The organism is Pseudomonas syringae pv. coryli str. NCPPB 4273, from assembly GCF_000972175.1.
In the GTDB taxonomy this organism is placed as follows: Bacteria; Pseudomonadota; Gammaproteobacteria; order Pseudomonadales; family Pseudomonadaceae; genus Aquipseudomonas; species Aquipseudomonas syringae.
In genome coordinates this window covers 1-13,533 of the sequence record NZ_AWQP01000005.1, presented here as the reverse complement: position 1 = coordinate 13,533, position 13,533 = coordinate 1, and the positions used below count along the sequence as shown (strand labels likewise).

Below are 13,533 nucleotides of genomic sequence, written 5' to 3'. Positions count from 1 at the left end.
TTTTTGAATTGGTCAGGGGGCGTGCTTTGGAGTATAGATGTGCAAACTTCTAACAAGAACGCAGATAAAAGCAGGGTCAACATGCAAAAAAACATCACCTCCTTGGGGCTGTTGAACTGGGATGACCTGAAGTTTTTCCTCGAGGTGGCACGCACTCGAAAAGTCAGCAGCGCGGCCCGGCGCCTGGGCGTCGACTACACCACCGTGTCGCGGCGCATCAACTCGCTGGAAACCTCGCTGGGCACACTGCTGTTCGAGAAATCGCGCAACAACGGCTTCATCATGACCGCAGAAGGTCAGCGCCTGCTGGGTTATGCCGAGTCCATCGAAAGCACACTGCACATGGCCTGCGAACAGGTTTCCGGGTCCAGTGTCGCGTTATCCGGGCACGTGCGCATGGGCTGTACCGAAGGCTTCGGCAGCTTCTTCATCACCCCGCAACTGAGCCACTTTCTCGACAGCTACCCGAGCATTTCGCTGGACATCCTGCCGCTGCCGCACTTCATCAGCCTGTCGAAACGCGAGGCGGATATCGTCATCGCTTTGGAGCGCCCCGAACACGGCCCCTACGTATGTTGCAAGCTCTGCGATTACAGCCTGGGTCTATACGCGACCCAGGCCTACCTCGACAACCACCCGCCCATCGAACACAAGGCGGACCTGAGCGAGCACGTCTTCATCAGCTACGTCGACGACCTGGCGTTCAGCTCCGAGCTGCTGTACATGAGCAACCTGCTGCCCAACGCCCAGGCACAACTGCGCAGCACCAGCGTCATCGCCCAATACACCGCCGCCCTGCAGGGCCGCGCACTGGCGATCCTGCCATGCTTCCTCGCCGCCCAAGACCCACGGCTGCTGCCGGTGCTGAGGGAGGAAGTGAACATTACTCGTCAATTCTGGATGTATTGCCGGGAGGATCTGCGCAAGCTCAAGCGGATTACGTTGCTGTGGGATTACATACGGGAGGTGACGGAGTTGAATAAGGGGTTTCTGTTGGGGGAAAACCGCGTTATTCACTTTGTGTCGTGACCGATTTTCAAGGGATCAGGTGGCCGTATCGTAGCGGGGGCAGACCGGAGTTGGCCGACGGTTTGTGACACGGATGCTGGTTCGCTCCCATTGAGGTCACCCCGACTTTTCGATCAGGTTCTCAAGGTCCTTCGCAAAACCAAGATTTCCCCTACATACCGCTTTTTGCGCTTCCGGTAGCCTCCCACGCGTCAACTAAACGCTGGTTGTCTACGGATCAAAACGCAGGGACGGCATGCAATGATTTCTTCAGCCCGATTGGGCGACAAGCACGCCTGCCCATTACCGGGTCACGGTACAACGCCTATCGCTTCTGCATCCGGTGACGTCAACATCAACGGCATGGGCGCGGCACGTGTGGGGGATACCTGCGGGTGTGGCGCGGTCATCACTACAGGCTTTCCTTCCATTCTGGTGAATGGCCGTCCTATGGCCCACCTAGGAAGCCCCACCAGTCACGGCGGGACAATCATCACGGGCTCAGGCAATGTGGGTGGCGGCTTCGTCATGGGCGACGCTGGTGGCGCGACCCTTATTAACTTCATGGCGCTGGGGGCCTTCCGGCCAGACGGTTCCGTGGACGACGAGAAGATGGCGACCTTGCTGGCTGACCCGAAGCTCACGGAGAAAGCCTTGGCGGCGAACGCTTCGGTAGGCCCTGAGGCAGCCGGTAAGGCGTCAGAGGCGAAGCCTGAGCCAAGGGCGGAATCTGTTGTTTGCAAACACCCTGACAGGATGGAAGAGCTGGCGACATACATTGCGGACGAGATGAATCGCAATATTCATCACCCTTCTGTTTTGAAAATGAAAAAACTGCTCAGTTATGACGTTGCCGAAGAGACTCGCAAGCAAATGGACCTGCCTTGGTATGCTCAAGTTGGCGCGACGAGCCCCCAAACTATTGGCGCAGCAAATGGCGCTGCTGCGTTGGTGATTTGGACTGAGCGTGTAGGGCAGTATAGGGATTGGGACCACAAGCCGAAAATCCATAAGAAGTTCGGTGGGTATTACCACAAGCAAGGAGAGTACGAGTATTTTTATGATATTTGGTCTAACATCCACTACGGTTATGTTGGCCGCGCAGGCGGTCTTTCAGAAAGCGTGCTTGCCGACGGTGCGGGGTTAGAGCAGATAGTCTCAGACTCTGTCGGGGCGATCAGTGACATAACAAAACCACCGGTAAGCAGAAAATACCGGGGACCTCAACGTGCCGAGAACGTAGAGGGACTCCGCGCCTGGGACGACGATCCCGACCGAATATCTGTCGGGATCGGGATTAAACTCTTTAACCTGCATCCTCATGGCGGCATAACAGCGAAAATGATAATGGAAGAGGTTCTTTCGGTTGCACCACAAGCATGGGGAGCGGGTGTCATTGATCATCAATGTGAGAAAACTTAAGTTGCGTCATGCAGTTCTGTTCGCGTTTATAGCTCTGCTAACGGCTTGGTATGCTGCTGCCCCCAGCGTAGTTATTCATTACTCCAAAGAAGCTACGGATGAACTTCGTTTAGTATGGGATACGCAACACCAAATTCATAGAGAGAGGATGCTTCCGGGAGAAGCGTCATCTGATGTTGGTCATCTATTCCCCGATGAAGACTTTTTTATGGTTTTCTTTTGGGGCCCCATCAAGGGCCATATGAGATGTATCGACATAACGCCCAAGCGCTGGGCTACGTTAGATATATACCTAACGGAATCGGGTAGAGTCGACATTAACAAAACATCTCCCGCCATTATTGAACGCTTGAAAAAATGTGAGGGCGAACCTGATCCCTTCCGGCCCTGAGGCGTGCTACCAGCGCCAAGTCAAACTCGGCACAGCCAATGAGTAAACACAGAAGATACTCCCATGGCTGCCTTGGTAAGCCGAGCCGATAGCTGACTCCTCCATTAACTCTCGCACAGCAGCCGCGCAACCCACCCGGGCAGATGGTTATCATGCCGGTGATAGTGCTTTACCAGTCAACGTCCCCCCACAGGCCCCCCTTTGTGCAGGAAATACGAAATGAGCATTGATTGGATCAACTTCACACCTTGGACGTCATTGTGCGGAGGAGCCTTGATAGGGCTGGCCGTCAGCTTGTTCGTTCTCGCGAATGGTCGTATTGCCGGCATCAGCGGCGTGTTGGGGGGCTTTTTGCAATGGGGCAGTGAAGGTTGGGGCGAGAAGGCGCTGTTCCTGCTTGGCCTGTTGATTTCGCCATTATTGTGGGCGGCGTTCACAGCGTTGCCGGAGATAGAGATTAATTCAGAATGGCCCGCCCTGGTCATCGCGGGCCTGCTCGTTGGCGTGGGTACCCGTTACGGTTCGGGCTGTACGAGTGGTCATGGCGTGTGCGGGATATCCCGCTTGTCTCCTCGCTCCATCGTGGCGACGCTATGCTTTATGGCTACCGGATTTGCGACGGTATACGTCAGTCGCCATGTACTGGGGGTCTGAAGATGCTCAAGGTGACCGCATTTTTTGCAGGCTTGATATTTGGCTTCGGTCTGCTTTTGGCTGGCATGGCAAACCCTGCCAAGGTATTGGCTTTTCTTGATGTAAGCGGAACGTGGGATCCATCGCTTGCTCTAGTAATGGCAGGTGCCATCTCGGTGGCGGTCGTCCCCCTGAACTGGGCGCGCAGGAACAGGCAATCCTTGCTGGGTGCCCGTATGCAGCTCCCGGTGAAAACCCAGCTGGACGCGCGCTTGATCGTTGGCAGCCTGGTGTTCGGGATTGGCTGGGGCATTGCGGGAATCTGCCCTGGGCCAGCGGTCGCCACTCTGCTTACAGGACACTGGAAAATCCTCATATTCCTATTAGCCTTACTGGCCGGTATGTACCTGTTTTCCGCTCTCGAGAAACGACGCACGTAACTCTCAGGTTGTTGCGGCCGGGGCTGCGCCCACAGGACTGACAGCCCTCGCAAAGCATCACCGACAGAATGCCAACGCAGAGCATCGGCACGAGAGTCGACTGCTGATCAAAGCCCCAACATCAAACCACTCAGACGTTTGACCTTGCGGCGCAGAGCTTCTTCGAAGATGCCCTGGCGCGGTTCGATCAGGCTGAACCAGTGCTTGGCGCGGGTGATGCCGGTGTAGATGAGCTCCTTGGTCAGTACCGGGTTGAGCGCTTCGGGCAGGATCAGGGCGGTATGGGCGAATTCCGAGCCCTGGGATTTGTGTACGGTCATGGCGTACACGGTTTCGACCTCGTTGAGGCGGCTGGGCAGGACGAAGCGTACGCCTTCGCTGCCGTCGTTGCGGGGGAAGGCGACGCGCAGTACCTGTTTGCCCTCGCCGTCGCGCTCGGGCAGGCGCAAGGTGATGCCGATGTCGCCGTTCATCAGGCCGAGGCCATAGTCGTTGTGGGTCATCAGCACCGGGCGACCTTCGTACCATTGCTGTTCGCTTTCGATCAGCTTCGCGCTGAACAGCGCGTGAGTGATGCGCTGGTTCAAGCCCTCCACGCCCCACGGTCCTTTGCGTACGGCACACAGCAGTTGAAAGGCGTCGAAGGCGCTGAGTACCGAGCGCGCCCAACGGGTCCAGCACGCGTCGTCCAGTGCCGAATCGTCGGCGGGACGCTCGGCGGCGAGTACGTTCAGGTAATGCCGGTAACCCTGCGGGCCTTGCTCGCCCCTGCCAAGACCGTCGAGCACCAGGCGTTCGAACTTGAGGTCCTGCTCGCCCTTGAGAGCCAGGGCGAACAGGTCGTCATGACTGCCCGCCGCAAGCAGCGCGCGGGCCTGTTGGTCCTGTTGCTGGTTGACCAGCCGGGCCAACTGGCCGATGCCGCTGCCTTGCCCGAATCGACGCGAGTGGCGCAACATCACCACTTGCTGAGCCAACGGATGCTGCTGCGCATCGCCCTGGCGCAAACCGCCCTTGCCGAGGTCTTCGCCGCTGACGGCTTCCAGCCAGGCCTGGGTGTCGGGGCTGTAGAAACCTTCTTCGGCGTCGCGGCACAAATCCCCGAGGACCGCCCCCGCCTCAACGGACGCCAGCTGGTCCTTGTCGCCCAGCAGAACCATGCGTGCATGCGGCGGCAGTGCGTCGAGCAGATTGGCCATCATTTCCAGGTCGATCATGGACGCTTCATCAACCACCAGCACGTCGAGCGGCAGCAAATTGCCCGCGTGGTGGCGGAAGTGGCGGGTACCGGGCCGACTGCCCAGCAGACGGTGGACGGTGGTCACCTCGCTGGGGATTTTCTGTCGTACGTTGTCACTCACATCCAGGCTCTGCACCTGTTGGCTGATGGACTCGGTCAAACGTGCCGCCGCCTTGCCGGTGGGCGCCGCGAGACGGATACGCAGCGGCTGGCCATTCTGTACCGCCGGGGCTTGCAACAAGGCCAGCAGGCGTACCACCGTGGTGGTTTTGCCGGTGCCGGGGCCGCCGGTGATGATGCTGAAGCCCTTGCGGGTCGCCAGCGCGCAGGCAAGTTTCTGCCAGTCGATGACAGCTTGTGGCGAAGAATTGGCCGGGCCGAACAATGCGTCGAGCTGCTGCGGCAGACCCTCCGGCGGCGTTTCACGCTGGGCCAGGCGCTGACGCAAGGCTGCTGCGATACGCCGCTCGTAAGTCCAGTAGCGACGCAGGTACAGACGTCGCTCGGCCAGCACCAGTGGTTTTTGTCGCGCTTCGGCACTTGAATCGCCCACCTCGGCGACCAGCATGCTGCCTGCCAGCGCCTGGCACCAGGCGGCGCCATCCAGCGCTGCCAGCAGTTGTGAGGGCAGCAGCATCGGCGCGCTCTGCTGATCGCCTTCAGGTGGCAGTGACAGGGCGAAATCCGGTTCTTTGAGGGTCTCGTACAGATCAAGGCAGACGTGACCGTGGCCGAGCTGATGGCTGGTAAGCGCCGCTGCCACCAGCACCAACGGATCGGCCTGCGGATCGAGGTCACTGAGGAACGCGACGAACGCCTTGTCCAGAGCACGCAACCAGCCGCGCTCGACCCAGCGCTCGAGCAGGATCAGCAGATCGCTGACACGCGTCAGCGGGCTCAACTCAGCGAGGCTGATATCGTCCAGCGCGGTAGGCAACAGATCATCGAACGAGCGGCTCATGCCAATGCTCCCGGCAGGTCATGCGCTATCGGTTTGCCCTGAAACAACAGGTCCAGATTTTCGATCAGCTCACGTGGCGGACGGGTGAAGTACGCTCCCTGAGAGGCCGAACGACTGCCCCGCAGAAACAGGTATAGCGCGCCGCCGATGTGCTGGTCGTAATCGTAGTCGGCCATCCGCGTCTTGAGCTGACGGTGCAGAGCCAGAAGGTAGAGGACGTATTGCAGGTCATAGCGGTTGTCGAGAATGGCGGTTTCCATCGCCAGCTGGGTGTACGCACTGTCGTCACTGCCCAGCCAGTTGGACTTGTAGTCGGCCACGTAATACCGGCCCTCATGTTCGAACGTCAGGTCGATAAAGCCCTTGAACATGCCGTTGAGCGAGACCGTCTCGGTCGCAGCACGCGGCGCGTTGTCGTGGGTGAAGCGGCGCACGAGGGCGTCCATTTGCGCGACGTTGACGTTATTGCTGGCGAACCAGAATTCCATCTCCACACGGTACTGATTGGGCTGATCCAGTTCGCCCAGGGCCACCGGTGCGGCATCAGGAGACAAGCGCAACGGCATGTTCAGCATGTGCTGCAGCCAATCGCTCAGGGTATTGATCCAGCCTGACCAACCGCGTCGATTGCAGCGCCGGGCGACGGCGTCCTGCAGTTTCTCTGGCGCGTGCGCAGTCATCGCAAACCCTTCGTTGCCAGCCCATTCGAGCAGCCCGTGCAGAAAGGTGCCGGGATTGGGGCCACGCGGAAAACGATGGATATCGCCGCCGCTGGTCAGGATGTCGCGCGGGGCTTCGGGGTCCAGACGCTCGTCGTCGAACAGTTTCTGTGCCTGCGGGCTGTCAGGCGATTCATCGGCACCGGCCGTTACCGTGTCGCCGATACGCAGGGCACTGTAGGACGCGATCCACCAGTTCTCGGCAGCGCGGCGTTTGGGCACCAGCAGCTTGACCAGCGCCGCTTCGTTGCGCGGCGCACTGAAGCGCTCGTCGGTGGGCTCCGGCACAGGCTGCAAGGCAATCGCCTCACACCCCTGGGCCAGATCACGCAGCCAGAGGTTCAACTCCGCCGACTCGGCCAGCGCTGCGCCACCGCCCAGCAGGTAACCCAGTGCGGAACGGTGCAGCATCGAGGTGTTGGCATTGCCACGCTTGAGGTCAGCGACGCCCAGCCAGCAGGCATGTTCCGATCGGGTGAGGGCGACGTAGAGCAAACGCAGGTCTTCGGCCAGACGCTCATCATCGGCTTGCTGAATCAGCGCCTCGGTAGGCTGCAGGCTGATCTGTGACTTGCCGTCGGCGTCATGAAACTGAAGAGGCAAGCGACTGCCGTCAACCGGTTTCGAGGAGCAAATGAACGGCAGGAATACCAGCGGGTACTGCAGGCCCTTGGACTTGTGGATGGTGACCACCTTGACCAGTTGCTCGTCGCTTTCCAGACGCAGGATCTGCTCTTCCCCGGCCTGACCGGAGAGTGCCAGGTGGTCGCCCAGATGACGGATCAGCGCCTGCTCGCCATCCAGTTCGGCGGCGGCCTGCTGCAGCAGTTCCGACAGGTGCAGCAGGTTGGTGAGCACTCGCTCACCGTCATTGCGGGTCATCAAAGTCTGTGGCAGTGCAAAGTCGTGCAGCAGACGGCGCAGCATCGGCAGCACGCCCTGGCTGCGCCATATGGCGCGATAGCCACGAAACTGCATGACCCGCCGCTCCCATGCCAGCTCGTCCTGATTCAGGCGTTCCAGCTCGGCCAGCGGCAGGTCCAGCGTGATACACGCCAGCGCGGCACGCAGCGTGCGTTCGGAGTCCGGCTCGGCACAGGCCTTGAGCCAGGACAGCAGATCGTGGGCTTCCTGAGCGGCGAACACCGAATCCTTGTCGGACAGGTACACGCTGCGCACGCCGCGCGCGGTCAGTTGCTGACGCACCGCCTGCGCTTCCTTGCCGTCGCGGACCAGAATCGCAATGTCGGCCGGACGCAGCCCGCGCAGTGTGCTGTCGGGCGTGACAAAACCGGCACTACCCTGCTGACCGGCATTGAGCAGACGCACGATCTCGCTCGCGCAACTGGCTGCCAACTGTTGACGATAAACCACGCCGGACACCGGCTGGTCACTTTGCAGGTGCCAGACCGTCAGCGCCGTCAGGGGTGCACCGCCGACGTGCAGCGTCTCTTTGCGGCCTTGGGCCAGCGCATCGGAGAACGGCACCTGATTGCCGTGCTCATCACGAAACAGGAACGCACCGCGACCTTGCTCACGTTGCTCTGCCCGCGTGAAGACGTGGTTGACCGACTCGACCATCGCATGACTGGAGCGGTAGTTGGTGTCCAGCGTATGCCAACGGCCATCGGTAGCCTGTCGGGCACGCAGATAGGTGTAGATATCGGCGCCGCGAAACGCATAGATCGCCTGTTTCGGGTCGCCAATCAGGAACAGCCCGGTCTGCTCATCGTTGGCCTCGAGACGATAGATGCTGTCGAAGATCCGGTACTGCACAGGGTCGGTGTCCTGGAATTCGTCGATCAACGCCACCGGAAACTGCTCGCGAATCAGGGTGGCCAGACGATCGCCGCCAGCGCCATGCAAGGCAGCGTCGAGCCTGAGCAGCATGTCATCAAAGCCCATCTCGGCGCGGCGACGCTTCTCTTCTTCAAAGCGCGCGCTGACCCACTGCGCCGCATGCTGCAACACGGCAGCATCGGGTTTTGGCAAACCGTCGAGCGCCGCCTTCAACTGTGCCATGGCCTCGAAGGCCGGGTGCGCAGGTGGATCGCTCTTCCAGGCTTCGGCAATGCCGTCGGGGGTCAGGCGAGTGAAACCGGTGCCCAGATCCAGCGCTTCCTGTGTGTCGTCAGCGGCCCAGGCGGCAAGCTTTTCGAACCAGGGTTTGAAATAACGCTCCTGCATTTTGCGGCCGTCGACTGCCTTGCGGGCGACCGCGTCCTGACACAGCGCATACAACTCGTCGGCCCACACGGCCCATGGTGCTTTCAGCGCGGCAAGCGCTGCCCGGCGCTCTTGCAATGACGCCGCGATCAGTTCGGCCGGTTCCTGGGTGAGTGGGCTGCGATCGCGTCCGAACAGACCTCGCACACGCGGCAGCAACGCCGCCGGACCGCTTAGGTTTTCCCGCACCCAGAGCAATGCGTCGCCGCTCATGGGGTAGCAGAAGCGGCGCCAGTAATCACGCAGGACTTCGCCGAGCAAATCGCTGTGGTCGGTTTCCAGCGTCTGGGTGAACAGACTGCCGCTGTCGAATGCATGCTCGCGCAACATGCGCTGGCACCAACTGTGGATGGTCGAGACCGCGGCCTCGTCCATCCACTGTGCGGCGATGTCCAAACGGCTGGCGCAGGCTGGCCATAGCGACGCTTCGAACTGTTCACGCAGGTCGGCAATCAGGCCATCGGGGGCGGCGATCTCGTCACGGAAGAAGCGTGCAGCCTCCGCCAGCCGGGTACGAATTCTGTCACGCAACTCTTTGGTCGCGGCGTCGGTGAAGGTCACCACAAGGATCTGCGGCGGCAGCAGTTCGCGACCAAAGCCGGACTGTTCGGTGCCGTGGCCGAGCACCAGACGCAAGTACAGAGCGGAGATGGTGAAGGTCTTGCCGGTCCCGGCGCTGGCCTCGATCAACTGGCTGCCGCGTAGTGGAAAGCGCAGCGCGAGAGGAAGGGATTGCTCGCTCATGCGCCGCCCTCCCCGCCGGACAACGACTGCCAGGGCGCTTCGTAAATCGGTTTGTAGAGCGTCTCGCACCAGCCTGCGAATTCTTCACTGCCCATCAGTGCGTCAAAGTCCGGGAACTGCCGAGCCAGTGCCGTGCTTTCGCGACGCTCGCCATCGGTGGTCTGTCCGTCACCTTCGTAGGCTTTGCGGGCGGCCGCTTCGGCTTTGTCGGCAGGCTGGCCCAACCAGGCGAAGGCGGTTTTGACCGCGACCGGAAGGGGTTCCTGCATGCCGTGCAGCCAGGCCGTCAGCAAGTGATTGAGCGTGGTGACGGCACTCGCCTTGTCCAGCGGCTCCAGCATCAGGGTTTCATCACTGGCGACCAGTGCCGTGCTCAACGGCAGATCGCAGGCGCACGCCACCAGATGATTGACCCACGGCCGAATCAGCCGGTGCCACTTGCGGGTCTTTTTCGAGCCGATGCTGTTGGGAATGGCGGTGACCAGCAACAGCTCGCCACGGGCATTACGGTGCAATCCGCCCAGCCAGCCGTCGATGCTGACACCCGCATGGCTGAAGCTGATCGGTAAAGCGCTGCTCAGGGTCTCGGGCCAGAGGGTCAACAGATCGTGGTAGCGCCTGAGTACGTCCGGCAGCGGCTCGATCAGCTCGCTCTGCATCAGGGTGCCGAAACCTGCGAGCGGCAACAGGCCACTGGCTTGCAGTTTCAGCGCTTGAGTCTGCAGAGCAGCATCCATGTTGTCCGGCGAGGACATGCCAGCGCCAAGCAGGCTTTCACTCAGGCCGTAGCGCTCAAGGGCATCGAGCACGAACGGTTCTTCGTCGGCAAGCGGCGCTTCAGCGACTTCGAAATAAATCTTCAGGCGCTGGCTGAAAAAGTGCTTTACCGGATTTCGTAGGAAATCCTGTAGCTGCGCAATGGACAGCGGTTCGTCCTGTTCATGAGCGGGCAGTGCTTGAGGCACGGGCACCTGAATGTCGGTTTCATGCAGCAGGCGCCATTCGCGGGCGAAGCTGAAATACCCCGTGCCGGCGTGGAAATAATTGGCGCTGAAGGGTTGCAAGGGGTGATTCACAGTCAGGGCTTTCAGCAAGCGCTCATCATCCTGTTTAACGTCCGGGTCGGTCTCGCCGGCCAGCTTCCAGCCGCTGGCGAGGTGATCGCGAAGCTGACCGATGAGCACCGAAGCTGGACGCTCACTGTTGTCACGAATGCTGTGGCCAACCCAACTGACATACAACTGGTCCCTGGCCGAGAGCACGGCTTCCAGCAACAGGTAACGATCGTCTTCACGCCGGGAACGGTCGCCGGGGCGGTAATCGCTGCCCATCAGGTCGAAATCCAGCGGCGGTTGCGCGCGCGGGTAATCGCCGTCGTTCATGCCCAACAGGCAGACCACTTTGAACGGGATGGCGCGCATGGGCATCAGCGTGCAGAAGTTGACCGAGCCCGCGAGAAAACGCTGGGACAGGCGTCCTTGATCGAGCCCGGCCAGCCAGGCCTCACGCACAACGGTCAGCGGCAGCTCATCGGTCAGCCTTACCGTTGCACAGGTTTCCAGCCAGTTCTCGCGCAGTGTTTCCAACTGGGCAAGCAGGTAATCGTCATGCTCGCTGTCGGCGAGGAAGAACAACTGCAGCAGCGATTGCAGGCGGGCACCCCACGCTTCCGGAGTGGTAGGTGTCGACAACTCTGTGTGGGCGACCTGAAGGGCGTCAATCAGCGCGACCAGCGGACCGATCAACGCTGCATCAAGCCCGCCGATCTCATCGTAAGGTTCGATGCCGTCGTAAGCAGCGCCGGCACCCACGGCGTAACCCAGCAACATGCGACGCAGGCCGAAATGCCAGCTGTTCTGCTCAAGGGCATCCGGCAGCCCCAGACCAGCACGCTGCTGAGCATTAAGCCCCCAACGAATACCTGCACCTTCTATCCAGCGATGCAGCGTTGGCAGGTCACGCTCCTGAATCCTGAAGCGCGCTCGCAAGGCTGGAACGTCCAGCAGGTCAAGAATCTCGCTGACCGGGAAACGGCTGTCCGGGAGTTTGAGCAGGTGCTCGACGGCAATCAGCAACGGCTCGCGGCCGCGCTGGCCCTGGTCAGCCAGCGTAAAGGGGATGAAGCGACGATCTTCGCGTTCGATCTGCCCGAATACCGCGCGTATGTGTGGGGCATAGCTGTCGATATCCGGGACCATGACAATCACGTCACGCGGGCGCAGGCCAGGGTCTTTGCTGAATCTCGCCAGTAGCTGGTCATGCAGCACTTCCACTTCGCGCTGCGCGCTGTGGGCCACATGGAAGCGGATCGAGCGGTCCTCGAGAGGATCGACTGCCGGCCAGAGCTCACGGGTTTCATCCAGCGGACGCAGCTCGAGAATATCGTCCTGCAACTGGTTCAGTAGTGTGGTGGGCTGCGCTTCACTGAACAGATCAATGCGCTCGTCCTTGAACGAGGAGCGGTAGCTGCGTGGGTCGTCATGGCTGTCCAGCAGGTTGATGTAATCACGTCCCTGCTTGCCCCAGGCCGCGAGCAAAGGGTGAGCATGCTGATGCAGCGCTTGCGGGTCGAGGACCATCGGCATTCCGCTCTTGCGCGCCTGGCGTTTGTACTGATGACGCAGCAGGTCCTTGTCGGCGACGATGTCGGTCCAGTGGTGACGGCACGGATTGTGGACACAGAGCAGAACCTGACTGAACCTGGCCAGCCCTGCCAACGCCTCGAGTGCTTGTGCCGGCAGTGACGAAATGCCGAAAACGATGACCCGTGCCGGCAAGCCCGATGGCGCTTCGGTCATATTGCCGATGCGCTCGATGAAACGCTGATGCACGCCCGCGCGGCTCTGCGACATCCCCTCAGCCCCGACGTCGTCAAGCAGCGCGCGCCACAGTTCGGCTTGCCAGCAATTGGCAGCTGACAATGGTCTGGACTGACCGCGTACGTCGCGCAATTGATGACGGCCAGCGGCCCAGTCTTCCAGCCAGTCAGCGCGGTAAACCTGATATTGGTCGAACAGATCGGACAGGCGTTCGGACAATTGATAGCGCTTGCGCAGATCCGTGTCGTCGGTCAGGAAGCGCTGCAGGGGTTCGAAGTGTGGCTGATTGATCAGCGACGGCAGCAAGCGCATCAAGCGCCAGGTCAAAGGGGTCTTGTCGAGCAAGGACGTCTGGGGGATCTCGTCCGCACCCAGCACCATGCGATACAGCGTCCACATGAAACTGCCGGGCAACTGGACGTCTATGGCGGCGGCGATACCACAGCCACCGTTATCTTCATCCTGGGCATCTTCGGCCAAGGCCAGCTTCAGCCATTGTGCAATGCCGTTGCTCTGCACCAGAGCAATCTCGTTTTCCAGGGGCGCCAATGGATATCGCCGCATCCAGGAGACAACCAGACTGCGCAGTTCATCCGGGCGGTTGCCTTGAACCACCATGAAGCCTGCACTCAGAGAGGTTGTAACGGACATGCTTGCTTCCTTGACGGGTGCGTGGAACCTGATGCCGAACCATAAGGGCAAGCGCGCCGGATTGCCATAAGCACGTGGGTCTGGATGACTGCCGGAGAGATAGAGTTATGAGCTCAGGAGGATGCAGAGGTTTCTGGAACCCCAGACAAACAAAAACCCTCAACGCATAAGCGATGAGGGTTTCTGGAATTTAATCTTGACGATGACCTACTCTCACATGGGGAAACCCCACACTACCATCGGCGATACATCGTTTCACTACTGAGTTCGGGATGGGAT

General features: G+C 60.4%; 8 protein-coding genes and 1 rRNA gene. 5 read left to right on the top strand and 4 right to left on the bottom strand.

All coding sequences use genetic code 11. The features are described from left to right. Nucleotides 1-81 precede the first annotated feature (81 nt). The 5 genes from P406_RS04140 to P406_RS04120 all read left to right on the top strand — a co-directional run bounded on the left by P406_RS04140 (nucleotide 82) and on the right by P406_RS04120 (nucleotide 3,894). The gene (locus P406_RS04140; protein WP_046235426.1) at nucleotides 82-1,029 is read left to right on the top strand and encodes a LysR family transcriptional regulator; all 948 of its coding nucleotides are present in this window, start codon (nucleotides 82-84) and stop codon (nucleotides 1,027-1,029) included. Between the two features lie 240 nt (nucleotides 1,030-1,269). After that, nucleotides 1,270-2,430, top strand: a complete 1,161-nt coding sequence (locus P406_RS04135; RefSeq protein WP_046235425.1) for a polymorphic toxin type 44 domain-containing protein — start codon at nucleotides 1,270-1,272, stop codon at nucleotides 2,428-2,430. Then, complete coding sequence (locus tag P406_RS29670) at nucleotides 2,411-2,821, top strand: hypothetical protein (protein WP_046235490.1); 411 nt, start codon at nucleotides 2,411-2,413, stop codon at nucleotides 2,819-2,821. Before P406_RS04135 ends, P406_RS29670 begins: the two co-directional genes overlap by 20 nt. A 219-nt stretch (nucleotides 2,822-3,040) precedes the next feature. After that, complete coding sequence (locus P406_RS04125) at nucleotides 3,041-3,475, top strand: YeeE/YedE family protein (RefSeq protein ID WP_003408393.1); 435 nt, start codon at nucleotides 3,041-3,043, stop codon at nucleotides 3,473-3,475. Nucleotides 3,476-3,477: 2 nt separating this feature from the next. Beyond that, nucleotides 3,478-3,894 carry a DUF6691 family protein gene (locus P406_RS04120; protein ID WP_003371057.1) on the top strand — a complete coding sequence of 139 codons (417 nt, stop codon included), beginning with the start codon at nucleotides 3,478-3,480 and terminating at the stop codon, nucleotides 3,892-3,894. Between the two features lie 107 nt (nucleotides 3,895-4,001). Here the strand turns inward: P406_RS04120 and recD are convergent, their stop codons facing one another. The 4 genes from recD to rrf form a co-directional block, all read right to left on the bottom strand. Continuing rightward, nucleotides 4,002-6,095 (bottom strand): exodeoxyribonuclease V subunit alpha, encoded by a 2,094-nt coding sequence (recD, locus tag P406_RS04115; protein WP_046235424.1) that lies wholly within the window; start codon nucleotides 6,093-6,095, stop codon nucleotides 4,002-4,004. Continuing rightward, nucleotides 6,092-9,784: an exodeoxyribonuclease V subunit beta gene (gene recB, locus P406_RS04110; RefSeq protein WP_046235423.1), complete on the bottom strand. Its 3,693-nt coding sequence runs from the start codon at nucleotides 9,782-9,784 to the stop codon at nucleotides 6,092-6,094. The genes recD and recB overlap by 4 nt, the downstream gene beginning before the upstream one ends. After that, complete coding sequence (gene recC / locus P406_RS04105; RefSeq protein WP_046235422.1) at nucleotides 9,781-13,254, bottom strand: exodeoxyribonuclease V subunit gamma; 3,474 nt, start codon at nucleotides 13,252-13,254, stop codon at nucleotides 9,781-9,783. Before recC ends, recB begins: the two co-directional genes overlap by 4 nt. Nucleotides 13,255-13,448: 194 nt before the next feature. Beyond that, a 5S ribosomal RNA gene (gene rrf / locus P406_RS26750) occupies nucleotides 13,449-13,533 on the bottom strand; the annotation flags it as partial.